General features: G+C 72.3%; 26 protein-coding genes. 15 read left to right on the top strand and 11 right to left on the bottom strand.

Going from position 1 to position 25,104, the window contains the following annotated elements:
* Nucleotides 1-16: 16 nt before the first annotated feature.
* Both ABD352_RS28865 and ABD352_RS28860 read right to left on the bottom strand, forming a co-directional pair.
* The gene (locus ABD352_RS28865; RefSeq protein WP_344615652.1) at nucleotides 17-607 is read right to left on the bottom strand and encodes an RNA polymerase sigma factor; all 591 of its coding nucleotides are present in this window, start codon (nucleotides 605-607) and stop codon (nucleotides 17-19) included.
* Between the two features lie 117 nt (nucleotides 608-724).
* Nucleotides 725-1,891: a S8 family peptidase gene (locus ABD352_RS28860; protein WP_344615651.1), complete on the bottom strand. Its 1,167-nt coding sequence runs from the start codon at nucleotides 1,889-1,891 to the stop codon at nucleotides 725-727.
* A 111-nt stretch (nucleotides 1,892-2,002) separates the two neighbouring features.
* Between ABD352_RS28860 and ABD352_RS28855 the strand changes: the two genes are divergently transcribed.
* From ABD352_RS28855 to ABD352_RS28830, 6 genes are all read left to right on the top strand, one after another.
* Nucleotides 2,003-4,591 (top strand): FHA domain-containing protein, encoded by a 2,589-nt coding sequence (locus ABD352_RS28855; protein WP_344615650.1) that lies wholly within the window; start codon nucleotides 2,003-2,005, stop codon nucleotides 4,589-4,591.
* 359 nt (nucleotides 4,592-4,950) lie between these two features.
* Nucleotides 4,951-5,685 (top strand): dienelactone hydrolase family protein, encoded by a 735-nt coding sequence (locus ABD352_RS28850; protein ID WP_344615649.1) that lies wholly within the window; start codon nucleotides 4,951-4,953, stop codon nucleotides 5,683-5,685.
* A 2-nt stretch (nucleotides 5,686-5,687) separates the two neighbouring features.
* Nucleotides 5,688-5,966: a DUF6295 family protein gene (locus tag ABD352_RS28845; protein ID WP_344615648.1), complete on the top strand. Its 279-nt coding sequence runs from the start codon at nucleotides 5,688-5,690 to the stop codon at nucleotides 5,964-5,966.
* Between the two features lie 242 nt (nucleotides 5,967-6,208).
* A complete protein-coding gene (locus ABD352_RS28840; protein ID WP_344615647.1) occupies nucleotides 6,209-8,089 on the top strand; it encodes a propionyl-CoA synthetase in 1,881 nt (626 codons plus the stop codon).
* 64 nt (nucleotides 8,090-8,153) lie between these two features.
* On the top strand, nucleotides 8,154-8,729 hold the full coding sequence (locus tag ABD352_RS28835; RefSeq protein WP_344615646.1) for an ATP-dependent Clp protease proteolytic subunit: 576 nt from the start codon (nucleotides 8,154-8,156) through the stop codon (nucleotides 8,727-8,729).
* A 30-nt stretch (nucleotides 8,730-8,759) separates the two neighbouring features.
* Nucleotides 8,760-9,974 (top strand): serine hydrolase domain-containing protein, encoded by a 1,215-nt coding sequence (locus ABD352_RS28830; protein WP_344615645.1) that lies wholly within the window; start codon nucleotides 8,760-8,762, stop codon nucleotides 9,972-9,974.
* On the opposite strand, the gene ABD352_RS28825 is transcribed toward ABD352_RS28830, so the two are convergent.
* On the bottom strand, nucleotides 9,971-10,678 hold the full coding sequence (locus tag ABD352_RS28825; RefSeq protein WP_344615644.1) for a DUF4097 family beta strand repeat-containing protein: 708 nt from the start codon (nucleotides 10,676-10,678) through the stop codon (nucleotides 9,971-9,973). The two genes, ABD352_RS28830 and ABD352_RS28825, sit on opposite strands and share 4 nt — an antisense overlap.
* Before the next feature lie 51 nt (nucleotides 10,679-10,729).
* Here ABD352_RS28825 and ABD352_RS28820 point away from each other — a divergent pair, with 51 nt between their 5' ends.
* Both ABD352_RS28820 and ABD352_RS28815 read left to right on the top strand, forming a co-directional pair.
* Entirely contained in the window at nucleotides 10,730-11,296 is a 567-nt protein-coding gene (locus ABD352_RS28820) for an O-methyltransferase (protein WP_344615643.1), read from the top strand.
* Nucleotides 11,297-11,365: 69 nt separating this feature from the next.
* Entirely contained in the window at nucleotides 11,366-11,833 is a 468-nt protein-coding gene (locus tag ABD352_RS28815) for an STAS domain-containing protein (protein WP_344615642.1), read from the top strand.
* Here ABD352_RS28815 and ABD352_RS28810 read toward each other — a convergent pair.
* Nucleotides 11,778-12,446, bottom strand: a complete 669-nt coding sequence (locus ABD352_RS28810; RefSeq protein WP_344615641.1) for a pentapeptide repeat-containing protein — start codon at nucleotides 12,444-12,446, stop codon at nucleotides 11,778-11,780. The two genes, ABD352_RS28815 and ABD352_RS28810, sit on opposite strands and share 56 nt — an antisense overlap.
* Nucleotides 12,447-12,498: 52 nt before the next feature.
* On the opposite strand from ABD352_RS28810, the gene ABD352_RS28805 reads away from it, so the two are divergent.
* From ABD352_RS28805 to ABD352_RS28790, 4 genes are all read left to right on the top strand, one after another.
* Nucleotides 12,499-13,110: a TetR/AcrR family transcriptional regulator gene (locus tag ABD352_RS28805; protein WP_344615640.1), complete on the top strand. Its 612-nt coding sequence runs from the start codon at nucleotides 12,499-12,501 to the stop codon at nucleotides 13,108-13,110.
* A 120-nt stretch (nucleotides 13,111-13,230) separates the two neighbouring features.
* On the top strand, nucleotides 13,231-14,079 hold the full coding sequence (locus ABD352_RS28800) for a CAP domain-containing protein (protein WP_344615639.1): 849 nt from the start codon (nucleotides 13,231-13,233) through the stop codon (nucleotides 14,077-14,079).
* Nucleotides 14,080-14,328: 249 nt separating this feature from the next.
* Complete coding sequence (locus tag ABD352_RS28795; protein WP_344615638.1) at nucleotides 14,329-15,195, top strand: DUF4397 domain-containing protein; 867 nt, start codon at nucleotides 14,329-14,331, stop codon at nucleotides 15,193-15,195.
* A gap of 269 nt (nucleotides 15,196-15,464) precedes the next feature.
* Nucleotides 15,465-16,130, top strand: a complete 666-nt coding sequence (locus tag ABD352_RS28790; RefSeq protein WP_344615637.1) for a class F sortase — start codon at nucleotides 15,465-15,467, stop codon at nucleotides 16,128-16,130.
* Nucleotides 16,131-16,340: 210 nt separating this feature from the next.
* Here ABD352_RS28790 and ABD352_RS28785 read toward each other — a convergent pair whose 3' ends face one another.
* Nucleotides 16,341-17,231: an AurF N-oxygenase family protein gene (locus ABD352_RS28785; RefSeq protein ID WP_344615636.1), complete on the bottom strand. Its 891-nt coding sequence runs from the start codon at nucleotides 17,229-17,231 to the stop codon at nucleotides 16,341-16,343.
* 30 nt (nucleotides 17,232-17,261) lie between these two features.
* On the opposite strand from ABD352_RS28785, the gene ABD352_RS28780 reads away from it, so the two are divergent.
* The gene (locus tag ABD352_RS28780; protein WP_344615635.1) at nucleotides 17,262-17,582 is read left to right on the top strand and encodes a DUF4873 domain-containing protein; all 321 of its coding nucleotides are present in this window, start codon (nucleotides 17,262-17,264) and stop codon (nucleotides 17,580-17,582) included.
* A gap of 375 nt (nucleotides 17,583-17,957) precedes the next feature.
* Here the strand turns inward: ABD352_RS28780 and ABD352_RS28775 are convergent, their stop codons facing one another.
* Nucleotides 17,958-18,389 (bottom strand): SsgA family sporulation/cell division regulator, encoded by a 432-nt coding sequence (locus ABD352_RS28775; RefSeq protein WP_033356715.1) that lies wholly within the window; start codon nucleotides 18,387-18,389, stop codon nucleotides 17,958-17,960.
* Between the two features lie 447 nt (nucleotides 18,390-18,836).
* Here ABD352_RS28775 and ABD352_RS28770 point away from each other — a divergent pair, with 447 nt between their 5' ends.
* The gene (locus tag ABD352_RS28770; RefSeq protein WP_344615634.1) at nucleotides 18,837-19,073 is read left to right on the top strand and encodes a hypothetical protein; all 237 of its coding nucleotides are present in this window, start codon (nucleotides 18,837-18,839) and stop codon (nucleotides 19,071-19,073) included.
* 586 nt (nucleotides 19,074-19,659) lie between these two features.
* Complete coding sequence (locus ABD352_RS28765) at nucleotides 19,660-20,016, top strand: histone-like nucleoid-structuring protein Lsr2 (RefSeq protein WP_344615633.1); 357 nt, start codon at nucleotides 19,660-19,662, stop codon at nucleotides 20,014-20,016.
* 1,104 nt (nucleotides 20,017-21,120) lie between these two features.
* Here ABD352_RS28765 and ABD352_RS28760 read toward each other — a convergent pair.
* The 5 genes from ABD352_RS28760 to ABD352_RS28740 form a co-directional block, all read right to left on the bottom strand.
* On the bottom strand, nucleotides 21,121-21,543 hold the full coding sequence (locus ABD352_RS28760) for an Hsp20/alpha crystallin family protein (protein WP_344615632.1): 423 nt from the start codon (nucleotides 21,541-21,543) through the stop codon (nucleotides 21,121-21,123).
* Between the two features lie 128 nt (nucleotides 21,544-21,671).
* Nucleotides 21,672-22,280 carry a response regulator transcription factor gene (locus ABD352_RS28755; protein WP_344615631.1) on the bottom strand — a complete coding sequence of 203 codons (609 nt, stop codon included), beginning with the start codon at nucleotides 22,278-22,280 and terminating at the stop codon, nucleotides 21,672-21,674.
* Between the two features lie 91 nt (nucleotides 22,281-22,371).
* Nucleotides 22,372-23,460, bottom strand: coding sequence for a sensor histidine kinase (locus ABD352_RS28750; RefSeq protein WP_344615630.1), 1,089 nt, complete (start codon nucleotides 23,458-23,460; stop codon nucleotides 22,372-22,374).
* A gap of 13 nt (nucleotides 23,461-23,473) precedes the next feature.
* Nucleotides 23,474-24,211 carry an ABC transporter permease gene (locus ABD352_RS28745; RefSeq protein ID WP_344615629.1) on the bottom strand — a complete coding sequence of 246 codons (738 nt, stop codon included), beginning with the start codon at nucleotides 24,209-24,211 and terminating at the stop codon, nucleotides 23,474-23,476.
* 2 nt (nucleotides 24,212-24,213) lie between these two features.
* Nucleotides 24,214-25,086, bottom strand: a complete 873-nt coding sequence (locus tag ABD352_RS28740; protein ID WP_344615628.1) for an ABC transporter ATP-binding protein — start codon at nucleotides 25,084-25,086, stop codon at nucleotides 24,214-24,216.
* Between the last annotated feature and the right edge of the window lie 18 nt (nucleotides 25,087-25,104).

Raw genomic sequence — 25,104 nt, 5'->3', positions numbered from 1 at the left:
CCTGCCCAGCAGCAGGTCATATCGAAGCCGCCAATCGTCGGCGCAGCGTGCCCAGGCAGCGCTTGCGCGTAGGTCCGATGCTGCCGATCGGCACGTCGAGCGCGGCCGAGACCTCGGCGTAGCTCGGCGGCGGATCGGCGATGAGCACCCGCAACAGCTGCTGGCACTGGCCGGACAGCGCGCGGAACTCCTGCCACAGGACGGCGTCGCGCTCGTCGCGCAGCACGCTCGCATCCGGCTCGTCCTCGACCGGGGCGAGGCCGATCTGTACCCCGAGGTGGCCGACGAAGTCACCGGCCGAGCCCGCCGGGACGTCGCGCCCGCCCTTGCGCAGCAGCGCGATCGCCTCGCGCCGGGCCGTGGTGGCCAGCCAGGACCCGAGCTTGTCGGCCTCGCGGACGTCCTCCACGTGCTCGACGAGCCGCAGCCAGGTCGCCTGGCTCACGTCGGCGGCGTCGGACTGGCCGAGCTGGAAGCTGCGCGCCACCGACCACACGAGGTTGGCGTACCGGTCCACAATGGACTCCCACGCCTGCTGGTCGCCGGCCGCGGCCGCCCGCAGAAGTGCGGCGTTTGGGTGTTCACCGGGACTTTCGGGGTCGGCCATGGCTCCGAAGGGTAGCATCGCGACCTCCGGGCAACGGGGTGCGGCGACCATGGCGCCGCACCCCGTCATCCCCCTCCCCCAGGTGCGTTCGCATGCCCCGCTGACGCGCTCCACGGCCTATGCCACCCCTGCGTACCGGCCGTACCGGAGGCGCGCCCCGGCGATGACCGCCTCGGCCGCCAGCCGGGCGGACCCGGCCTCCTCCAGCGCGTCGGCGATCGCCGCGGCGACGAACGGCGCCGCGAACGACGTCCCGCTCCACCTCGCCCAGCCGTCCGGGAAGTGCTCGTGGTGCACGAACGTGCTGACCGCCTCGGCGCCGGGCGCGGCGAGCGTGACCCACGTCCCCGTGTTGCTCCACTCACAGATGCGGCGGCCGTCGTGGGCGGCGACCGCGACCACGCGCCGCCGCCACGGCGCGCTGGTGCCGGCATACGCGGCCGGCCAGAACGGCCGGTCGTGCTGCCCGTCGTTGCCGGCCGCCGCCACGACCACCCGGTCGCCGCTGCCCAGCAGCCCGGCCAGGGCCGCCGTGAGCAGGACCGGAGGCCGGTCGTCGAGCGTGTATCCCCCCAGCGAGACGTTGATGATCGGATCGTCGCCCGCCTGCCGGAAGGCAGCGACGAGGTCACTCTCCCGGCAGACCCCGTACGCGTCGACGACCTTCACCACTCTCGGCTGTACCCGCCCCGACCGGCCCAGCATCACCCCGGCGACGAAGTTCGCGTGCCCCGCGTCCCCGTCGCGCACCCCCTCGTCGGCCGCCTCCGCGTCGGACTCGTAGTCCTCCGTGACGTACCGATCCTTCGGCAGCGGGCTGTTGAGCCAGACGCCGGTGTCCAGCACCAGCACCCGCACGCCGGAGTCGTCCGCCGCGCGCAGCCGGCCGGGTGGCGCCGGGCGCGGCGGCCCGTACGCACCGGCGTGCTCGAACGGCGTCGAGACGAACACGTGATTGGGTCCGGCGGCCACCCGCGTGTCACCGGCCGCCTCGGCCTGCACCCGCACGCGCCGCGCGGCCCGTGCCACGTCCAGGCCGCGCAGCCGGACCCGCCGGAACCCGTCCGGGACATCCCCCTCCTCAACGATGTCCCGTTCGGTGAAGCCCTGCTCCGCGAACGCCTGGCGAGCCGTGCCGAAGTGCTCGTCGAGCACGATCAGCTCGTCGGCCACGAAACGCACCGGCGTGCCGTCCGCCCGGTCCTCGCGACGCACCCACGCCAGCCCGGCCAGCCGCCGGGCGCGCCGGGAGCGCCACTCGTCCGAACGGGCGTCCGCTGCCATGGGCTCCTCCTCACGTGTCGTCGTTCTCGACACACATGAGGGGCGCGGTCGGTTTCCTGATACACCCACCCCCACTATTTCTTGTCGTACCCCCACGGCATGATGGGCGCCGTGGCGAGCATCGATCAGCAAACGGTGACCAGAGAGCTCACCGTGCTCGAGGTGACGATCGGCGACAAGAAGGCGATCGTCCGGCCCGACGACACGGTGACCATCGGTCGCGACGCCGCCAACGACCTCGTGGTCGAGGGCAATCTGATCTCCCGGCGGCACGCCGAGGTGGTCTACAACAATGACAGCTGGTTCCTGCGCGACCTGGACAGCCGCAACGGCACGTTCGTCGATGGAGAGAAGGCCGCCTTCGTCGCCGCGACCGACGGCGGCGTGGTCAACCTGGGCGGGGCCGAGGGCCCGGCGGTGCATTTCAAGGTGGTCACGATCACCGAAGAGGTACCGCTGCAGCCCGCACCGCCGCAGCGCCCCGCCGGCCCGGTGGCCCCGGCCGCCCAGCACGAGTTCGGCGCCGGAACCATCCGCCTCGGCCGCGGCACCGACAACGACATCGTGCTGACCGACCTGCGCAGCTCCCGCAACCACGCCGAGCTGCGGCGCACCGCGGCCGGCGCCTTCGAGGTCGTCGACCTGGGCAGCCGCAACGGCACGTTCCACAACGGCAAGCAGATCGCCCGCGCCGACATGACCCCCGGCGACCTGATCTCGATCGGCCGCCACGAGTTCATCTTCGACGGCGCCCGGCTGCACGAGTTCGAGGACGCCGGCCCGTCCTCGCTCATCGCCGACGACCTCACCGTGCGGATCAAGGACGCGGTCCTGCTCGACGACGTCAGCTTCGCGCTGGCCGAGGGCAGCGTCCTGGCCGTCGTCGGGCCCTCCGGCTGCGGCAAGTCGACGCTGGTCAAGGCCGTCGCCGGGCTCCGGCCGGCGACGCAGGGCAAGGTCCGCTACGACGGGCGCGACCTCTACGCGGACTATGCCGAGCTGCGGTATCGCATCGGCATGGTCCCGCAGGACGACGTGCTGCACCGCCAGCTCACCGTCCGCCGGGCGCTGCGCTTCGCCGCCGCACTGCGCTTCGCCGACGACGTGCCGCGCAAGGAGCGCCGGGCCCGGGTGGCCGAGGTGCTCAAGACCCTCAACCTCACCGAGCGGGCCAAGCAGCGCATCGACAGCCTCTCCGGCGGGCAGCGCAAGCGGGTCTCGGTCGCCCTGGAGCTGCTCACCGAGCCCTCCCTGCTCTTCCTCGACGAGCCCACGTCCGGCCTCGACCCGGCGCTGGACAAGGAGGTCATGGAGGAGCTGCGGGAGCTCGCCGACAAGGGCCGCACGGTCGCGGTGGTCACCCACAACGTGATGCACCTCGACCTCGCCGACCGTGTGCTCGTGCTGACCGTGGGTGGCCGCATGGGGTACTTCGGCCCGCCCGGCGAGCTGCTGGAGTTCTTCGGCGCCGAGGACTACGCGGAGGTGTTCCGGGAGGTCACCAACAACGCGGAGCACTGGGTGGGCAAGTACCGGTCCTCCGGGCACTACACGCGCTACGTCACCGACCAGATCGCCGAGGCCCCGCCGCCGAAGCCGGAGGCGGTGGAGCGGGTGCGCGCCTCGGTGCCCGTCCAGCGGCCCGCCGCGCCCCCGGCGGCCGCTCCGGCCGGCGACTCGACCGCCGAGCAGGCGATGCCGGCGCGCCCGGCGGGGGAGGCGACGGCGGAGCAGTGGATGCCGGCGCGGCCCGCGCCCCCGACCGTCGACCTGCCGGCCTCCGGCGGTGCGGCCTCCGGCGACGCCAAGAGCGGGGCGGTGGTCGGGCGGGCCCGGGTCCGCCTGGGCGGGGCGTCGCTGCGCAGCCGGGCACTGCACCCGGCGGCGCCGGTCCGGCAGTTCCTCACGCTGTGCCTGCGGATGTTCTGGGTCATCGGGGCGGACCGCGGCCTGACCGTCTTCATGCTCGGCCTGCCGCTGGTGCTGGCCCTGCTGACCCGGACGGTGCCGGGCGAGAACGGCCTGGCCCCGGCGGTCGGCCTGCGCTACAGCCTGGAGGCCCAGCGCCTCCTCGTCGTCCTGGCCGTCGGCGCGGCGTTCCTGGGCACCGCCGCCGCGATCCGCGAGATCGTCAACGAGTCGACCATCTACAAGCGCGAGCGGGCCGTGGGCCTGTCCGCCGGCGCGTACCTGGCCTCGAAGCTCGTCGTCTTCTCCTTCATCATCGTCGTCCAGACGGCCCTGTTCACCTGGCTCGCCCTGCTGGGCAAGAACCCGCCGAAGGACCCGCTGATCTTCCCCAAGCACTGGCTGCTGGAGATCGCCATCCCGGTGGCCATGGTCGCCCTGGCCTCGATGGCGTTCGGCCTGCTGGTCAGCGCCCTGGTCAAGACCACCGAGCAGACCACCCCGGTCCTGGTCGTCGCCGTGATGGCCCAGCTGGTCCTGTCCGGCGGCCTGTTCGAGCTCGGCGGCCAGAAGGTCCTGGAGCAGATCTCCTGGCTCTTCCCGACCCGCTGGGGCCTGGCCGCCGGTGCCTCGACCGTCGACCTGCAGTCCATGATCCCGTTCAAGGACAGCCTGTGGGAGCACTCGACCGGCGCGTGGTGGCGCTCGTCGCTGATCCTGCTCGTCCAGATCGTCCTGCTGACCGGCCTGGCCCGCCTGGCCCTGCGCCGCTCGGAGCCCGGCCGCCAGTAGCCCTCGCCCACCCGGACCCACCGGCCGCCCACCCCTCGCGGGCCGGGCGGCCGGCCCGTCGGCGGGCCTCGGGGGCCGGGCGGTCGGCCCGTCGGCGGGCCCCGGGGGCCGGGCGGCCGGCCCGTCGGCGGGCCTCGGGGGCCGGGTGGTGCGATCTCACCCGCGTCCGGCGTTGCTGCCCCACCCGCGTCCGGGGTTGCGTCGACGAGTCCGCTGCCGGCTGCCTGGCCTATCGGACATTTCGCCCCGATGTAGACCCGCATCGGGTGTAGGCGGGCTGCCGTTTGAACCGTTCTCCGGGCCGGGGATATTGTTTGCTCGGCTAAGGAAAACCGCCGAGCACGACGGAGAAGATACGAATGTCAGACGCGATCCGGGCCGAGACGGTGTACATCGGCGAGGAGAAGATCCAGGCGTACCAGGCCCGACCGCTCGACCCTGGGTCGTTCCCGGGTGTCGTGGTGATTCATCACCTGCCCGGGTACGACGAGGCGACGAAGGAGATGGTGCGCCGGTTCGCCGTCAACGGGTACTCCGCGATCTGCCCCAACCTGTACTGGCGGCAGGCGCCCGACGCCTCGCCCGATGACGCCTCGGCGTTCGTGCGCGGGCAGGGCGGCGTGGCCGACGAGCAGATCATCGCCGACGTGGCCACGGCGGCGGCCGCGCTGCGCGGGCTGGACAACGCCAGCGGCAAGGTCGGCGTGATCGGGCACTGCTCCGGCGGCCGGCAGGCACTGCTCGTCTCGACCGCGGTGGACCTCGACGCCGCCGTCGACTGCTACGGCGCCTTCGCCCTCGAGGCGCCCCCGGTCGGCAGCGGTCTCAAGGCCGTGTCGATCCAGGACCGGCTCGGCGACGTGCGCTGCCCGGTGCTGGGGCTGTTCGGCGACGAGGACAAGTACCCGGCGCCGGACGAGGTGGCGCGGCTGGCCGGGCTGCTCGAGGGGCACGGCAAGAGCTTCGAGCACCACAGCTACGAGGGCGCGGGGCACGCGTTCTTCTCGGTGGACCGTCCGTCGTACCGGCCGCTGGCCGCCGTCGACGGGTGGCAGCGCATCTTCGCCTTCTTCGGCCGGCACCTGGGGGCCTGACCATGTGCACGTACGAGACCGAGACGATCGAGATCGAAGGCGCCGGCAAGGGCGCGGCCGGCTGGTTCGACCTGACCCAGGCGGCGGTGTACGTCGACCACCCGCAGCGGGCGCCTTTCGCGCACACCGTGAACATCGACTTCGCCAACCCGGGGCAGGGGCCCTCGGCGCGGGTCGCGGTCGAGCTGACGGAGGAGGCGGCGCTGGCCCTGGTGGCGGCGATCCAGCGGGCCATCGCCCACGCCCCGGCCGGCCTGGCGAGCGCCAACGCCCCGGTCTGACAGCCCCTCCCTCGCAGCCGAAAATCGGGCGCTGCACCGCGCCGGCCTGGCGAGCGCCAACGCCCCGGTCCGACGGCCCTTCCTCGCAGCCGAAAATCGGGCGCTGCACCGCTAAATGATGATAAGTCCGAAAAATCCGGCACCGGAGGTGCCGGATTTTTCGTAATCGTGCCGTAGGGGGCGACTTTTCGGGTCGGGGTCGCCGCTATCCAAAAGGGCCGAGGGCGGAGCAGGATCGGGGGATGGGCGTCTATCGCGACACGTACCGGCGGAGCCTCGACGATCCCGAGTGGTTCTGGCGCGACGCCGCGTCCGCCGTCGACTGGCAGCGCATGCCGATGCGCGTCCTGGACGCCGACCGGCCGCCGTTCTACCGGTGGTTCCCCGACGCCGAGCTCAACACCTGCCACAACGCCCTCGATCGGCACGTGCTGGCCGGGCGCGGGGACGCGCTCGCGCTCGTGTACGACAGCCCGGTCACCGGGAGCGTGCGGCGGTACACCTTCGGCGAACTGCGCGACGAGGTCGCCCGGTTCGCCGGGGCGCTGGCCCGCCTCGGCGTGGGCAAGGGCGACCGGGTGGTGCTGTACATGGCCATGGTGCCCGAGGCCGTGGTGGCCATGCTCGCGTGCGCGCGGCTGGGCGCCGTGCACTCGGTGGTGTTCGGCGGGTTCGGGCCCAAGGAACTGGCCGCCCGCATCGACGACGCCAGGCCCAAGGTGGTGGTCGCGACCTCGTGCGGGATCGAGCCGACCCGGGTGGTCGAGTACAAGCCGCTGCTGGACGCCGCCCTGGACGAGGCCGCCCACAAGCCCGAGCGCGTGGTGCTCCTGCAGCGCGAGCAGGCGCCCGGCCGGCTGCGCGAGGGGGACCTGACGTGGGAGGACGCCGTCCGGGACGCTCCTTCGGCCGGGTGCGTGCCGGTGGGTGCGACGGACCCGCTGTACATCCTCTACACGTCCGGGACCACCGGGCGCCCGAAGGGGATCGTGCGCGACAACGGCGGGCACGCGGTCGCGCTCGCCTGGTCGATGACCAACATCTTCGACTGCGGCGCCGGCGACGTGTTCTGGGCGGCCTCCGACGTCGGGTGGGTCGTCGGGCACTCGTACATCGTGTACGCGCCCCTGCTCGCCGGCGCCACGACGGTGCTCTTCGAGGGCAAGCCCGTCGGCACCCCGGACGCGGGCGCGTTCTGGCGGGTGGTCGAGGACCACGGCGTCAACGTGCTCTTCGCCGCGCCGACCGCGATCCGCGCGATCCGCAAGGAGGACCCGGAGGGGGCCCGGATCGACCGGGAGCGCACGAAGTCGCTGCGCGCGCTGTTCCTGGCCGGCGAGCGGCTCGACCCGCAGACGTACGAGTGGGCGGGGGAGCGGCTCGGCGTCCCGGTGATCGACAACTGGTGGCAGACCGAGACCGGCTGGCCGATCGCGGCGAGCCCGCGCGGGCTGGAGGCGCTGCCGACGAAGCCGGGTTCGCCATCGGTACCGGTACCGGGCTTCGACGTGCGCGTCGTGCGCCCGGACGGGTCGGACGCGCCGGCCGGCACCGACGGGCCGATCGTGATCCGGCTCCCGCTGCCGCCGGGCTGCCTGCCGACGCTGTGGGGCGACGACGAGCGGTACGTCGGCTCCTACCTCAGCGCCTTCCCCGGCTGTTACCTGACCGGCGACGGCGGGCGCTTCGACGAGGACGGCTACCTCTACGTCATGGGCCGCACCGACGACGTCATCAACGTGGCCGGCCATCGCCTGTCCACCGGCGCGATGGAAGAGGTCCTGTCCGGGCACCCGGCGGTCGCGGAGTGCGCGGTGATCGGCGTGGCCGACGAGCTCAAGGGCCAGGTGCCGCGCGGCTTCGTGGTGCTCAAGGCCGGCGTCGACGCTGATCACGACGCCGTCGCCGCGGAGCTGGTGCAACTGGTCCGCGACCGGATCGGGGCGGTGGCGAGCCTGCGCAGCGTGCGGGTGGTGGCCGCGCTGCCGAAGACCCGCTCGGGCAAGATCCTGCGGCGGACCATGCGCGGCATCGCCGACGGCCGGGAGGAGCCGGTGCCGTCGACCATCGAGGACCCGGCGGTCCTGGACGCCCTGCGACCGATCCTGGAGCGGCCACGCTGACAGCGAACACGCTCACGGCGAACGGGGGATCCCATCGCCCGGCCGGGGCAATACCGTCGATGGCATGGCCGACTTTGAGATCCCCTTCGACAGCGCCGTCTTCGACCGCCTGCTGACCAAGCGCATCATCGTTCTCGGGACGGAGGTCAACGACGAGAGCGCCAACCGCATCTGCGGCCAGTTGATCCTGCTCGCCGCCGAGGACTCCGACAGGGACATCAGCTTCTGGATCAACTCGCCGGGCGGCGCTGTCCACGGCGGGCTGGCGATCTACGACACGATGAAGTTCATCAAGAACGACATCTCGACGGTGGTCATGGGCATGGCCGCCTCGATGGGGCAGTTCCTGCTCAGCGCCGGCACTCCCGGCAAGCGCTACGCCCTGCCGCACTCGCGGGTCATGATGCACCAGCCGTCGGGCGGCATCGGCGGCACCGCGGCCGACATCGCCATCCAGGCCGAGCAGATGCTGTTCACCAAGAAGACCATCCAGCGGCTCATTTCCGAGCACACCGGCCAGACCGTCGAGCAGATCGAGGCCGACTCCGACCGCGACCGCTGGTTCACCGCCGAGGAGGCCAAGGACTACGGCTTCGTGGACCGGGTGGTGGCGGGGGCCGAGCAGCTGGCCCTTTCGTAACCGGGCGAAGACGATCTACAGTCCCGGGATGTGAGTATCGAACGCGAAGTGGCGCCAGAGCAGGCCGGATTCGACGCACGGCGGCTGGCCCGCCTCGACGCCCACTTCGCGCGATACGTGGACGACGGTCGCCTCGCCGGCTGGCAGCTGGCGATCGCCCGGGACGGCAAGGTGGTGCACACCAGCGTCTACGGTCAGCGCGACGCCGAGGCCGGCCTGCCGGTCGAGCCCGACACGCTCTGGCGGCTGTACTCGATGACCAAGCCGGTCACGTCCGTCGCGGCGATGCTGCTGTGGGAGGAGGGGTGCTTCGAGCTCACCGACCCGATCGCGAAGTACCTGCCCGAGTTCGCCGACGTCCGGGTCTACGACAAGGGCTCGTCCGGCCAGCCCTTCACCGTCCCGGCGGCCGAGCCCATCCGGGTGTGGCACCTGCTCACCCACACCTCCGGCCTGACGTACGGCTTCCTGAACACCTCCGTCGTGGACGCCCTCTACCGCAAGGCGGGCTACGACCTGGCCATGAAGCCCGGCGCCGACCTGGCCGAGGCCAGCCGCGACTTCGCCGCGCTGCCCCTGCTGTTCCAGCCGGGCACGGCCTGGGGCTACGGCGTGAGCACCGACGTGCTCGGCCGGCTGGTCGAGGTGGTGGCGGGCGTGCCGCTGGTGGAGTTCCTGCGCACGCGCATCCTGGAGCCGCTCGGCATGGCCGACACGAGCTGGTCGGTGGCCCCCGGCGAGCCGAGGATGGCGGCACTGTACGTCCCGGGGCCCGACGGCCGCCGCACGCGCTTCGACCCGGTCGGCAAGGCGGCGTTCGAGGAGCCGCTGGCCCCGTCGGGTGGCGGCGGGCTCATCTCGACCGCCGCCGACTACCAGCGGTTCATGAACATGCTGCTGGCCCGGGGCGGGGCGCTGCTGGCCCCGCGCACCGTGGACTTCATGACCCGCAACCACCTGCCCGGCAACGTGGACCTGGACACGCTGCAGACCGGCGGCTTCGCCGAGACCACGTTCGAGGGCGTCGGCTTCGGCCTGGGCTTCGCCGTGGTCCGCGACTCGGTGCCGGCCCGCGTGTTCAGCTCCCCGGGCACGTACTACTGGGGCGGCGCGGCCAGCACCGCGTTCTGGATCGACCCGGTCGAGCGGCTCACCGTGGCGTTCTACACCCAGCTGCTGCCCTCCAGCACGTACCCGATCCGCCCGCAGCTGCGCCAGCTGGTGTACAGCGCGCTGACCGACTAGACGAAGGACAGGCTCCCACCGCCGGTGTTGACGCGGACCTTGTGCGCCGAGGCCTTGTCGACCTTGACGGTGCCGCTCTGCTTGCCGCCGCCGAGGTCGGTCTCCAGCGCGTAGCCGTCGGAGGTCAGCCGCAGGTTGACGTTGCCGCCCTCGGAGTCGATGTCGATCCGGTTCGGCGCCTGGGTGATCTTCAGGTCGACCGGGCCGCCGCCGGTGCGGGCGGTGAGCTCCGGCGGGGCCAGCCCCTCGCCGGACAGCGAGCCGCCGTCGGACTGCACGTCGACCAGCCCGGTGAGCCCGGTGAGGGCGATCCGCCCGCCGGAGCTGTCCAGCCGGACGCTGAGCGTCGAGGGCATCTCGATCTCGTACGAGATCGAGCAGTCGTTCTTCGGGCAGCCGGTCGAGGCGAGGATGAGCTCGCCGCCGTCCAGGCTCTGCTTGCGGTTCGGCTTGTCCGTGCTGTACCGCTGGGTCTCCGTCACCTTGATCGTCGGTCCGGTGCCGGCCTTGATCGTGATCCCGCCGCCCTCGCTGTCGACCTCCACGACGCTGACGTCGTCCTTCACCTCGAACGAGCTCGTGGCGGTCTGCTCCGACCCGTCCTTGCCCGCCGGCGCGGGGGAGGGCTTGGGGCTACTGCAGGCGCCGAGGGCCAGCAGGGCGACGGCGGCGGGCGTGAGGACCCGCAGGGGCAGTGACTTCACGGGGCACAGCTTTGCACGCGGAGCGCGACCACTTTCGGTAGGGTCGCCGCCGTGAACCTCATCGATGCCGCCTACGCCCGGGCCGAGGCCAACGGGTTCGGACTGTCCTGCGAGCCGCCGGTCGGCCGGCTGCTCGCCACCCTCGCGGCCGCGCTGCCGCCCGGCGGACGGGTCCTGGAGCTGGGCACCGGCGCCGGCGTCGGCACCGCCTGGCTGGTCAGTGGCCTGCTGCCGCGCGCCGACGCCACCCTCCTCTCGGTCGAGCTGGACCCGGCCACCTCGGCGCTGGCCGCCGAGGCCGGCTGGCCGGACTTCGTCGAGCTGCGGGTCGGCGACGCGCTGGAGTTCCTGGCCGCGGCGGAGGGCGGCTACGACCTCATCTTCGCCGACTGCGCCGGCGGCAAGGTCGAGGGCCTGGAGCACACCCTGGCCCGGCTCAACCCGCGCGGCACGATCGTGGTCGACGACATGCGCGAGGCCGACGACTGGCCGGACGACTTCAGGGCCCGCCAGCAGGGCGTCCGCCGAACCCTGCTGGAGCACCCCGACCTCGTCTCGGTCGAGCTCGACCACGGCTCGGGCGTGATCATCGGCGTCCGTCGACCCCCTGCGGGCTGAACGGCCCCGGCCGGGGTCGGCCACCCGGCCGCTGACGCCCGACCGGCGGGGTCGGTACCGTCAAAACCGATGAGTGCGGTCGTGCTGGCCCTGCACGGGCTGCTGGTGGATGGGACCGTGGCGACGATCGAGCCGGTGCTCGCCGGGCTCCTCGTGCCCGACGAGCCCCATCTGGTGCTCGACCTATCCCAGGTCACGGTCTGCGACACCACGGGAGCGGCGCTGCTGGTCGGCGTGGCCGAGACGGCCCGCGCCCGGGGCGGCGAGCTGCGCCTGGCCGCCCCCTCGCCGGCCATCCGCTCCTGGCTGCCCGTGGCCCCCGGGATGAGCGGCATCGCCACCTTCGCGACGGTCGAGGGCGCGCTGGAGGCCGACCCGCGCGACCTGCTCGGGCCGGCCGCGCACGCCGAGCCGCCCGCGTCGGCGTGCATCGACGACCCGCCGGCCCGCAAGCTGCCGCACGGCCGGCCGCGCTGGCGGGTCAACCCTTCGGGCCGCGCACGATCACGCCGAGGTCCCGCATCACCGCGTCGGTGAGCCCGGGCAGCTGGGCCGGCTCGATCGTCACCCCGCGCAGGCTGGTCATCCCGCTGACCTCGGACAGCTGGTTGCCGCGCAGGTCGGCGCCGCGCAGGTCGCAGCTCTCGAAGGACATCTGGCGCAGCCGGCAGTCCTGCATCGCCGCGTAGGGCAGCACGCAGTCGCGCAGGTTGGTGTTGACCAGCACGCAGCCGACGAAGCCGGTCGGCCCGGCGGTGCTCACGTCGTCCAGCGTCGCCCCGTCGAGCCGGCACCCCTCGAACAGCACGTCGGACAGGCGCGTCTCGGCGAGGTTGGCCCACGTCAGCTTGCAGTTGACGAAATGCACCCGATCGAGGGTCAGCCCGGTGAGCCGCGCGGCGGTGAAGTCGACCTTCTCGAACCGGCAGCCGCTGATCGCCACGTCCTCCCACACGACCCCGTTGAGGTCGAGGTTCTCGAGGTGGGAACGGCGCAGCCGGGCGTCGATGAGGGTGGTGCGGATGGCGCGGCCGGTTTGCACGTGGGCCTCGGTCAGGTTGCCGCCCCACGGAGCGCCGACCGGCTCGAGCTCGCCGGGGTCGAACACGGGTAGCTCGATGTCGATCTCGTGCACGCTACGCACTGCCACGTCCCTCACCGTAGAGGGTGACCCGAGCGGCTGGCACGTAGGCTGTTCGGTCATGGGCGATGCAGGGGTGCGGCAGCGGGTGGACGGGCGGACCTTGCGGGCCGAGCGGACCCGGCAGGCCATCACGGACGCGCACTTCGCGCTGCTGGAGGAGGGCGACCTGCGCCCGACCGCGGAGCGGATCGCCGATCGGGCCGGCGTCTCGCTGCGCGCGCTGTGGACCAACTTCAAGGACATGGAGGGCCTGTTCGCGGCGGCCGGCGAGCGGCTCATGGAGCGGCAGCGGGCGGAGTACCGGCCGGTTCCGGCCGACCTGCCGCTGCCGGAGCGCATCGAGCGGTACTGCGCCCAGCGCGCCCGCCTGCTAGAGCTCATCGCGCCGGCCGCCCGGGCGGCGCGCATCCGCGAGCCGTTCTCGGCGCAGCTGCGCAAGAACCGGGCCTGGTACCTCCAGATCGCCCGCGAGGAGATCGAGACGCTCTTCGCGCCGGAGCTCGCCGCGGCCGGGGCCGGGCGCGCGCAGGTGCTCGACGCGCTCACCGTCGCCACCACGTTCGCCGGTTGGTCGATGTGGCGCGACGAGCTGCACCTGGACGTGGCGGGCGCCACGGCCGTGCTTCGCCGCGTCGTGAGCGCGCTGCTACCCGCCGCAATCGCGGCATAAGTTTCGATTAGACCGCCGTTAAATCGCCTCCGGTGACCATCTTTCGCGTCCAGGGCTCTCTAATGTTCGGCTTCTAGCGTCTGGTGCGGATGAGACCCGCAGCGATCATGGAGGCCCCTGGTGTCATCGTTCGGTGACGGCGACCGCTACGACCCGTATGCCGGTGGCTTTGCCCGTGACCCGTACCCGGCCTCCTACGGTGAGCCGGGCGACGGCCCCGAGGGCGAGGAGCACGCCCCGCGGCACCGGCGCGGCTCCAAGGCCCTGATCGCCGCGATGATCGGCACGCTCGCCCTCATCGTGGTCGGGGCCGTCGCCTTCGCCGGCTCGCTGGTCATGTCCCGCACGTCCGGCGCCAAGCCCCCGGCGGGCAAGAGTGACGTGGCCGCGGCCGCCTCGATCGAGCCGGGCAACCTGGTCGGCGGGGCCGGCGACCCGTCCGGCGACCCGTCCGAGAACGCCGCCACCTCCGCCGCCCCGACCACTGGCGTGCCCACCAAGGCGCCCACCACGAAGGCGACCACCCCGGCGAGCAAGCCGAAGACGACCGCGGCCACCGGCGGCGGCAACGTGCCCTACGAGAACCAGGTGATCAAGCTCGTCAACGCCGAGCGGGCCAAGGCCGGCTGCGGGCCGGTGAAGTACAACCCGAAGCTGCGGGCGGCCGCCTACAAGCACTCGGCCGACATGGCCAGGCGCGACTACTTCTCGCACACGACCCCCGAAGGGGTGGAGTTCGCGACCCGGATCAAGGCCGAGGGGTACAGCTGGTCGGGCGCCGGCGAGAACATCGCGGCCGGTCAGGGCACCCCGGAGCAGGTGATGGACGCCTGGATGCACAGCGAGGGGCACCGCGCCAACATCCTCAACTGTAAGTTCGTCGATCTCGGCGTCGGCCTGGAGTACCAGATCAAGAACGACCGCAAGATCCCGTACTGGACGCAGGACTTCGCCACCCCGATGCGGTAGGCATCGATGGGTACCAACCGGTAAGTTGCCTCGTCCGTCCGGCGGTTGTGCCGCAGCACAGCGTTGGGCACCGTACACGTGAAGCGATGATCGCTGCCCAGCACGGGTAGCGCGTTGCTCATCCACGTGCCAGACTCACCGCGGTCAGTGCTTACGGTGCCCGCGCGGATTACTTACGTTCGTTCCCCCGCGGGTGCGTACAACCCGCTCTCGAAGAATCGAGCTGTATTCCACAGCAGGGGGTACAACGTGTTCGCTGCTCCCCAGCGGCGGCGGCTCGCGGCGTTCGCCGCCGCGGCGCTCCTGGGCCTGGGCCTGACGGTCGTGGATGGGTCGCCCGCGGCGGCGGCCGGGGTCGGCTACGTCCGCCTCGCGCACCTCTCGCCCGACACGCCCGCGGTCGATGTCTACCTCAGCTCCGTCAGCGGGGCCATCCCGCAGCAGAAGTTCGACGCCGTCGGGTACGGCACCGTCTCGAAGTACCTGCCGCTGCCGCCCGGGACCTACGCGGTGGCGATGCGCAAGAAGGGCGACCCGGCCTCCGCCGCCCCGGTGCTCAGCACCCAGGCGACGGTCGAGGAGGGCAAGGCCTACACGGTCGCCGGCACCGGCAAGTTCGCCGACCTGGGCCTGCGCGTCATCGTCGACGACCTCGGGCTGCCCGAGTCCGGCAAGGCCAAGGTCCGGGTCATCCAGGCCTCGGTCAAGGAGCCCGTGCTCGACGTCGCGGTGGCCGGCGGCAGCAAGATCGCCGACGGCGTGCAGTTCGCGACCACCACCTCGTACCAGACCGTCGACCCCGGCCGATGGACGCTGCGGCTGACCCAGCCCAGCGCGACCGGCTCGGCGACGACGGTGACCGCGCCGCTGAAGGCCGGGGCGGTGTACTCCCTGATCATTCTCGACGGCCAGGGCGGCCTCACCGCGCAGCTGCGCACGGACGCCGAGAGCGGCGGGGTGCCGCAGGGCGGGGTGGACACCGGTGGCGGCGGCACGGCCGGCGAGCAGGGGATGAGCCCGCTGCTGCCGATCGGCGGCGGCGTGGCACTGGTGGTCCTGGCGGTGGCCGGCGGCCTGCTCTGGCGCCGGTCCCGGGTCCGCGCGGCGGCGGCGTAGCGGCCGTCCGCCCGACCGGTGCGTACGACGCGGAAGCCGGTGCGTACGACGCGGAAGCCGATGTGTACGACGCGGAAGCCGATGTGTACGACGCGGAAGCCGGTGCGTACGACGCGGAAGCCGATGTGTACGACGCGGAAGCCGATGTGTACAACGGCGAAGCCCGTGCGCACGACGGAAAGCCGATGCGCACGACAGGGAAGATCACGGGCGCGAGGGGGAAGCCCGTGCGGACGAGGGGGAGGCCCATGGGCGCGAGGGGGAAGTCCATGGGCCTGAGGGGGAAGGTGGTCAGGCATCGGGCGCTATCCACGCGCCTGAACCTGACCGCCACCCGCCGCCGTACGCTCACCCTCATCGGCTGTGTGCTTGCCCTGGCCGCGCCGGTGATCGTCGCCTCGGCCGTGCTGGTCGGCCGGCGGGTCGACATCGACGCCGGCGAGTCGACCTGGATCGTGCCGCACCGCATCGACCTGACGGGGGCGACCGCCGAGCCGGACACCCCGCCGACCCGCCTCAAGATCCCGGCCCTGGGCGTGGACACGCCCCTGGAGACCCTGGCGATGGACGGCTCCGGGGTTTTGGAGAGCCCCAAGGTGTACGGCGAGGCAGGCTGGTTCGCCGACGGCACTCTCCCGGGTGACCCGGGCCCGGCGGTGCTGGCCGGCCACGTGGACTCGAAGACCGGTCCCGCCGTGTTCTATCGCCTGCGCGAGCTGAAGCCGGGTGACACCGTCGACGTGCTGCGGGGCGACGGCTGGCTCACCTTCCGGGTGACCGCGAGCGAGCACTACGCCAAGGCCCAGTTCCCGAGCTCGAAGGTCTACGGCCCGACCCCGGTGCCGGAGCTACGGCTGATCACGTGCGGCGGCACCTTCGATCAGAGCCGCCATTCGTACCGGGACAACCTGGTCGTCTACGCGGTGCTGGACTGAGAACGCGGTGCTGGACTGAGAACGTTTAGGGTCGGTGTGCCAGGTCGCCTCGCGGCGATAGGCGCGACACGGCTCCAGCCGAACGGTATTCCGTGAAGGCAGTGTGATGAGGCCCGGGGACACACAGCACACCGACTCCATGAACAGTAGCGCGCCCATCGCGCATCGTCCCGTGTTCCGGGCATGGGAGAGATCACAGGGTGAAAGCCCTCAGATCAGGGCGGACGCGCGCCACAGCGTGCGGGCCGGGCCGGCGACCAGGCCGAACTCCTGCAGGTAGGTCGTCACCCGGGTGCCGGCCCAGCGCAGCGTCTCGCGGAAGTGCGGGTTGCGCCAGGCGGTCGCGCTTGCCTGGGCCGGGTCCAGCCCGACGGCCGCGTAGACCTGCGGGTTGATGAGGGAGTGGGTCACCGTGTACGCGGCGCGGCCGACGATGAACTGGCAGTACCACTGCCGGGGCTTCCAGCTCGCGGCCATCTGGCGCGCCAGCTCGTCGCGCGCGAACCTGATGTGCCGCGCCTCCTCGACCACGTGGATCCGCGAGACCATGCGGACCAGGGGTTGCAGGCTCTCGTCGGCCATCGCCTCGCGCTGGAGCGCGTCGAGGATCTCCTCGGCGATGAGCGCCGCGGCGAACGTCTGGATGCCGCCGGCGGTGGCCCCGAGGTACCGCCCGAGTGCCCGGTGCACGGCGGCCGGCCGGTACGCGGGCGCCCCGAACGCGTCGATCATCCGGGCGAACATGATGGAGTGCCGGCACTCGTCGCCGACCTCGGTGAGCGCGTACTGCACGTGCCCGGAGCGCGGGTCCTTGCCGGTGACGTGGCGCAGCAGCATCCGCATGAGCAGCACCTCGAACCAGATCCCGATGCTCGCGATGCTGGCCACCTCGTGCTTGGACAGCTCGATCTTCTGCTCGGTGGACAGCGAGTCCCACAGCGGCGTGCCGTAGAGCGACAGGCGGTGCTCGGGCGCGTACATGCGATCGGCGGGCTGCGGCGCCTTCCAGTCGATGTCGACCTCGGGGTCGTACGTGTTGCCGGCCGAGATCTTCAGCAGGCGGGCGGCGGTGGCCTCGCGCTGGGCGGCTACGTCGTGCATGGCGGGCTCCTTGACGTTACCGGCCGGTAGTTGGTACTTGTCAGTACCATGCCCGAGGATTTCCCGGCAGTCAAGGCCTCGCTCGTCGACGGCGACCACAGCTACCCGGTTGAGCTGCGGCTTTCCGGCCATTTCCAGCCCATCGACGGCCGCTTCCATTGGGGCGGACGAATGTCGGCGGGCCCGGAGGTGGTCGCCCTGCTGCGCTCCGGCCGCCGCGACGTCCTGCTGGCCGGGGCCGCGGACCGGCCCCCGGTCCCGGCCCGCCTGGCCGAGCTCGACCCGTGGGGCAACATTCGCGTCACGGGTGTGGGCCCCCCGCCCTTCGACCTGCCCGGCGGCGACCCGTGACGGATCGGCACATGCGTCGGGCGTCTTTGCGGCCTGTCCGGCGCTGACTCGCGGCAGGTCTGTCGTCTCTGTCGTCCGAGAGGTGGCACATGCGTCGGGCGTCGCGCCCGACCCTTCCTCGCAGCTGGCGGACTGCTGGAGGAAGGCTCGGGCGTGACGCCCGGTTTCGCACGTTCTGGTGGTGTGGCTGCACCTTGTGCGGGGTGTGCGCTTGCCGCGGGTGGTGCGCGCTTGCGCTTGTTGCTCGACGCGATGGCTCGCCGGCCCGGCGGGTGGTGCCGCTGGCGGTTGCCTGCTCGCGTCGCTCGCGGGCGAGCTCGCCGGCCTGGGCCGGTGGTGGCGCGGGTGGTGCCGGCGAGGTTCGCGGTGTGGGGCTCAGCGCCCGGCGAGCAGCCGGTTCACGGCGTTGTCGACGTCGAGGTGGTCGGTCTCGTGACCGCGCGGCACGACGCTGTACGTGCGGCGCAGGAATCGCACCAGCACGCTGCGCGGCACCTCGAACAGTGCGTTGCCGTCCGGCGAAGACAGCGCCAGGGCCACGAAGTCCCCGCGCGGCCCGTTCCACGGCCAGACCCGCACGTCGCCGATGCCCGCCGGCTCGTCGAGCCCGGTGAACAGCAGCTCACGAGCGAACGACCAGCTCACCGGCTCGCCCCCGGCCGACTCGGCGTGGAAGAGGACGTGGACCGCGTACGGGTCGTTCGGGTCGTAGCGCAAGCTGGCTCGCACCGGCAGCGCGGTCGCGTCGGGCGCGACGAGTCGTAGGGATGTCTCGACCTCGACGGTCGATGGTCGGATAGCGCTCATGTCGTACTCCCCCCGGCACCGCTGCGGAGCATGCCGTGCCCCGCCTCTCCTATGTTGAGGCGATTCCCAGTGTTACGCGTAGTGATTCTGCGATCTCACTCTGTAGTGTTTCTGGGCCCGATTTGCCGTCAACCGAACATCGTGCGCGTGATGTCCAGTTTTCTGGGCGCGGTCGGGGTCCTTGACGTGGCGTGTGGGCCGTACGTCAATTCATTCCGGTAACGTCCAGTGGTCCATGGGAGTGACGGGTAATCGAGTGAGTGGAACGAGAATTGCGCGGCAGTGAGGTGGACGGGTCGGGCGTTACGCCTGATTCCGGGCGTTCCTCGGCTCGCGAGGGTGACTTCCGGCGTGTCGCTGCCACCACCGAAGAGGACCCGAGGTTTGGGCGTTTCTGGCGACCCTTCTAGGTTTATGTCCGATTTGTACCGCGGGAGGGCTGCGCTGATGCGGATTCAGGCCCGCGCCTTCGCCGCCAGGATGGGCCGCCACGGCGTGAAGCGCGCGGTGGCGGGGATGCTGAAAGCCGCCGTGGGCATGGTGCTCCCGGCGCCGCCCGGCCCGGGCTGGTTGATCACGGCGACGGAGTCCCGCCGGGCGCGGCGGCCGCTGGTCTTCCCCCGCGCGCAGGCGCTGCGCTTCTTCGCCCGCCCGCGGTTGCTGCGCTTCTTCACCGCCGCGTAGTTGCTGCGCTTCCTCACCTACGCGCAGTCGCTTCGCTTCTTCACTCCCGCGCGGTTGCTGCGCTTCTTCGCCCGCGCGCAGTCGCTTCGCTTCCTCGCCTGCGGATAGTTGCTGCGCTTCTTCGCCTGCGCGAAGTCGCCGCGCTGATGCCGGCTCGTCCGCGAAGGCTTGTGGCTGGTGCGGTTCGTCTCCGTCAGCGGTCAGCTCCTGGTGGCCGGTGGGGCGTTGCTGCTGTCGCTGCGGATGCTCGCCTGACTCCACATCAGCGATCTTCTGGGTCGCGGGGGTGAGTTCTCGCCATCCGGCCGGGGTGGCTCTTCCCGCCCGTCCGACGCCTCTTTATCCCGCGTTGCCTTTACCGATCGTGTGCGTTTCGTGTTGTATGCGTTTCGTGACGTGCCGATTTCTGCGGCCGGCGCGCCAAAGAGCTACCGTAGAGGTAATCTCGCCCGAGTCCCGGCGTAGCATGTCGCCAAGTTCTTGTTTGTGTCCGAATGATACGGCCGGTGCGCTCAGTGCCGAGATCCGGATCGGTTCCGTACACATCGGTTCTGTACACCTGGGTACCACCGAGGAAAGGCCACTCATGGCAAAACGCGTCATCCACGAGCTGATCGATGACATCGACGGCAAGCCGGCCGCCGAGAGCATCGTGTTCGCACTCGACGGCGTGCAGTACGAGATCGACCTGTCCGCGTCCAACGCCGCCAAGCTGCGCGACGCGGTGGCCCCCTTCGTCGCCGCCGCGACGAAGATCGGCCGCGGTGGTGTGGTCGCGACTTCGCGGGGCCGCGAGGCCCGGGGCCGCAGCGTCACCCGCGGCGACCGCGACCAGAATCGCGCGATTCGCGAGTGGGCACAGGCCAAGGGCATCGACGTGTCCGACCGTGGCCGCATCAAGCAGGACATCGTCGACCGCTACCACGCCGAGGCCGGTCGCTGACCAGGCCGCTGCGTCGCCCCCGCGCGGCGTGAACGGTGCGTTCCCAGGGCCCGGCCCGCACGATTTCCCCGTGCCGGCCGGGCCCTGACGCATTTGGCGCGTTCCTGCGCGCCTCGCCGCCGATCCGGCAGTCGTATTGCCGGATAGGCGGCCCGCATTGCCGCCAGATCTTCCGCTCGCATTGCCGCCACTCCGGTGGGGCCATACGCCCGATTTGCTGGCGCTACGTCACCGGATTCACCATCGCCGGGACCGTCTTTCGCGACGGTTAGCCGCGGTGGTGCCCGGTCGGCGTTCTTCTTCCCGGTGCCGGTGTTCGCCGGACCGATCGCATGGATCCGTCGTCCGCCCGGCCGGTCGCTTTGCCGCGGACCGGTGCCGCGCGCATTGCGTCCTTTGGTCACCGATCGGCCCGCGCTTTGCTCCCTATGCGCCCCGCGCGGCCCGGCCGCCGCCCCCCGCACCGGGTGCCCGCGACGCATTTCCCGCGGCCCCGATTACGTCGTCTGATCACCGCGAGCGCATCAAGAATAACGGCGTGTGGCGATGTAGGTCGATATTTGAATGCGTATAAAAACGCATGGGGCCGCGACCCGTGGTCGGGTCGCGGCCCCTTCGCGGACGGGGTCATGCCTCGCCGGGCGCTCCGGCGCCGCCGTCGCGCTGCCCGCGCTCGGGTGACGCCGGCCGGCCTGTTGCCGGGGTGAGGCCGGTTCGACCGGCCGTGCGTCAGGTCGGCGCGAGGCGCTCTTCACCGGGCGCTCCGGCGCCGCCCTCGCGCTGCCTGCGCTCGGGTGACGCCGACCGGCCTGTTGCCGGGGCGGGGCCGGTTTGACCGGCCACCGTCAGGCCGGCGCGAGTTTGCGTTCGGCCGGCCGTGTGTCAGGTCGACGCGAGGTCGCGTTCAACCGACCGTGCGTCAGGCCGGCGCGAGTTTGCGTTCGGCCGGCCGTGTGTCAGGCCGACGCGAGGTCGCGTTCAACCGACCGTGTGTCAGGCCGACGCGAGTTTGCGTTCGGCCGGCCGTGTGTCAGGCCGACGCGAGGTCGCGTTCAACCGACCGTGCGTCAGGCCGGCGCGAGTTTGCGTTCGACCGGCCGTGCGTCAGGCCGACGCCAGCTCGCGCTGGGCGGTGCTGATCTCGATCTTGCGCGGCTTGGCCTTCTCGGCGACCGGAATGGTCAGGGTGAGCACCCCGGCGTCGTAGCTGGCCTCGAGCCGGTCGGCGTCGAGGCTGTCGCCGAGGATCAGCCGGCGGGTGACGGTGCCGGTGGCCCGCTCGCTGATGACGCGGCGAACCCCCTCGCGCTCGGCGCGGGTCCGCTCGGCCCGCACGGTCAGCACGTTGCGGTCCACGGTCGCGTCGATGCTGGCCGGGTCCACGCCGGGCAGGTCGATCTCGACGAAGAAGGTGTCGCCGTCGCGGTAGGCGTCCAGCGGCGCGGTCGCCCCGGCGCGGGCCGCCGGGCCGCCGAAGAACTGGTCGAACGCGTCATAGGTCCGGAACGGTGCAGTGCGCAGCAACATGGTTGAGTCCCTCCAAGGTTGAGCCCGTATCGCTCAAGTCTTACAACGGCGACCATGCCCGCCGTCTTCCTCGTGCGAGCGTGACCTGAGTCACCGGGACTCAACTTTGGGGGTAGGCGCCGTGAGGCTCAGAGCCATCCCTTGGACTGCGCCACCCCGGCGGCCTCGATGCGGTTGCGGGTGCCGGTCTTGGTGATCGCGGCCGACAGGTAGTTGCGCACGGTGCTCTCCGACAGGTGCAGCCGCGCCGCGATGTCGGCGACCGTCGAGCCGTCGGCCGCCTCGCGCAGCACGTCCCGCTCGCGCTCGGTGAGGGGGTCGGGCCCGGCGGCGAGCGCGGCGGCCGCCAGCTCCGGGTCGACGACGCGCTCGCCGGCCAGGATCCGCCGGATCGCCGCCGCCAGCGCCTCCACGGGCCCGTCCTTGACCAGGAAGCCGGAGGCGCCCGCCTCCATCGCGCGCCGCAGGTACCCCGGCCGGCCGAAGGTCGTCAGGATCAGGACCCGGCACCCGGGCAGCCGCCGCCGCAGCTCGGCCGTTGCCGTGATGCCGTCGCCGCCGGGCATCTCGATGTCGAGGAGGGCCACGTCGGGCCGCGCCTCGAGGGCGGCCGCCACCACCGCGTCCCCGGTGGCCACCTCGGCCACCACCTCGAGGTCCTCCTCGAGGCCGAGCAGCAACGCCAGCGCGCCGCGCATCATCCCCTGGTCCTCGGCGAGCAGCACCCGGATCGTCACGCCGCCACCCCCGTCCCGGCCGCCGCCGGTCCACCGGCGGCGCGGCGCGGCGCGTGGGACGCGGGCGGAAGGGCGGGCGGGGCAGTTCTGGTCATAGCGGGAGCCTTGCCTCGAGGGTGAAGCCGCCGCCCGGGCGGGGGGCGGTGTGCAGGGTGCCGCCGGTGGTGCGGAGGCGCTCGGCCAGGCCGCGCAGGCCGTTGCCCGCGGGCGGGGTGGTGGCGGCGGCGAACGGGCCGTCGTCGGTGACGCGCAGGGTGACGGCGTCCGGGGTCGTGCTGACGGCGATCTCGCAGCGGCCGGCGCGGCTGTGGCGGACCACGTTGGTGGTGGCCTCGCGGACCACCCAGGCCAGGAGGCGGTCGGCGGTGTCCGGGAGGGGATCGGCGGTGCGCAGGACGTCGGCGGTGATGCCGGCGGCGATCAGGGCGCCCCTGGCCCTCGCCAGCTCGGCGGTCAGGCCGGTCTCGCGGTAGCCGGTTACGGCCTCGCGGATCTCGACCAGGGCGCGCCGGCCGACCTGCTCGATGTCGGCGGCCTGGGCGGCGGCCGCGGCCGGGTCGCGCTCGGACAGGCGGCGCACGGCCTCGGCCTTGACCACGATGACCGAGAGGGTGTGGCCCAGCAGGTCGTGCAGGTCGCGGGAGAAGCGCAGGCGCTCCTCGGCGACGGCGGCCTCGGCCAGGGCCTCCCGGGTGCGGTGCAGCTCGCGGACGAGGCGGGACATCTGGCGCACCGCGCCGACCAGCGCCGAGGCCAGGACGGAGCTGACCAGGGTGGCGCCGATCGTCCACCACGAGACGTGCCGGGCCGCCCCGACGGCGACGATGGCGGCCAGCGTGGCCAGGCAGACCCAGATCGCGGTGACCGGCCGCTCCTCGCCGGCGAACACGGCCATGCCGCAGGTCGCCACGAAGAGCATCAGCACGAGCCAGTGGTCGCCGTAGACGGCGGCCAGGGTGACGCCCAGGGCGGCCACCGCGGCGAACAGGGCGGCGCGCATCCGCGGGGTGCCGACGCCGTCGAAGCCGGCCGCGGCGGTGTAGACGTACAGCAGCTCGAAGAGGATCAGCAGGGCCGCGGCGGTCGCGGTGGTGGCGGTGGCCAGGGGGTCGAACAGGGGGAAGGTCCAGACGCCGACCCAGACCATCCCCGAGATCGTCGGGCGCCACCTGCGCTGCACGGCGTCCACCCTGTCACAGCGCCGCGACGGTGCGCACGGCCCGGCGGTAACCGGCCACGGCCAGGGCGGCGAACGCGACCAGCCACACGGCGAGCGTGACCACGTCGCCGAGGCTCGGTGCGCCGCCGAACGCGACCCGCCAGGACATGTCGGCGTAGGCGTGGGTCGGCAGCAGCCGGCCGACGGCGCCGATCCAGTGGGGCAGCGCTTCCAGCGGCAGCCACAGGCCACCGAGGACGGACATCCCGAGGTACACCAGCAGGTTGAGCGGCTGCGCGGTCTGGCTCGTGGCGAAGCAGCCCAGCGCCAGGCCGAGCAGCGCGAAGGGCAGGGCGCCGAGCCACAGCAGCGGCACGATCGCCAGCCACCGGCCCGCGTCCAGGCGCACCCCGTTGACCAGCACCGCGGCCGCGCACAGGGCGACCACCGGCAGCAGGGCGGAGGCCATGCCGGCCAGACCCTTGCCCAGCACCACCTTCAGCGGCGACAGCGGGGTCAGGCGCAGCAGCCGCAGCCAGCCGATGGAGCGGTCGATCACCAGGCCGGACGCGTAGTTGAGCAGCGCGCCGATGGCGCCGTAGCCGGCCATGGAGACCATCGTGTAGGTGGCCGCGGTGGCTTTGTCCTGGCCGGTGATCGTGCTGAGGTTGGTGAACAGCAGATAGCTCAGCAGGGGCATGAGCACCGCGAAGATGAGCAGGCCGGGCGTGCGCGTCAGGCGGCGCAGCTCCAGGCGGATGTAGGCGCGCACGGTCAGGCCTCCAGCCGGGTCAGTGCGAGATAGGCCTCCTCGAGCCCGGCCCCGGCGACCTCCAGGTCGCGCAGGAGGCCGGCCTCGGCGAGGGCGAGGACGGTGGCGTCGGCGTCCGCGCTGGTGAGCACGGCCCGTCCGGCGCGGACGGAGCAGGCGACGACGCCGGGAAGTACCGAATAGTCGTGTCCTTGGTCCTCGACGCTCACGGTGCGCACCGCGACCCGTCGCTTGACGTCGGCGGCGGTGCCGTCGATGAGGACCCGGCCGCGGTCGAGCACCACGATGCGGTCGGCGTTGGCGTCGGCCTCCTCCAGGTAGTGCGTGGAGAACAGCACGGTGCGGCCCCCGCCGGCGTAGGCGCGGATCGCCGTCCAGAACGCGTGGCGGGACTCCACGTCGAGCGCGGCCGTGGGCTCGTCGAGGACCAGCAGGCGGGGCCGGCCGATGACGGCCATCGCGAAGCGCAGGCGCTGGGCCTGGCCGCCGGAGAGCCGCTCGACCGTCCGCCCGGCCAGCCCGGTCAGCCCGGCGAGGTCCAGCGCCTCGGCGACGGGCATCGGGTGCGGGTACACCTGGTGCAGGAACTCGAGCAGGTCACCAACGGTGGATCGGGGGAGCAGCCCGCCCGCCTGCGGCATCGCGCCGACCCGACCGGCCGCCGCGGCCGCCTGCGGGTCGCCGCCGAAGAGCCGCGCGGTGCCGGCGCGCGGCGGCAGCAGGCCCAGCAGCATGAGCAGCGTCGTCGACTTGCCGGCGCCGTTGGGGCCGAGGACGGCGACGACCTCGCCCTCGGCCACGGTGAGCGTGACGTCTTCCACGGCCTGGACGCTGCCATAGGCGTACGACAGATTCTGGAGATCGATCGCGGTCATGCACGCAACGTTACGAAG

The organism is Dactylosporangium salmoneum, assembly GCF_039532525.1.
GTDB lineage: Bacteria > Actinomycetota > Actinomycetes > Mycobacteriales > Micromonosporaceae > Dactylosporangium > Dactylosporangium salmoneum.
This window is presented reverse-complemented; position numbering and strand designations above follow the sequence as displayed.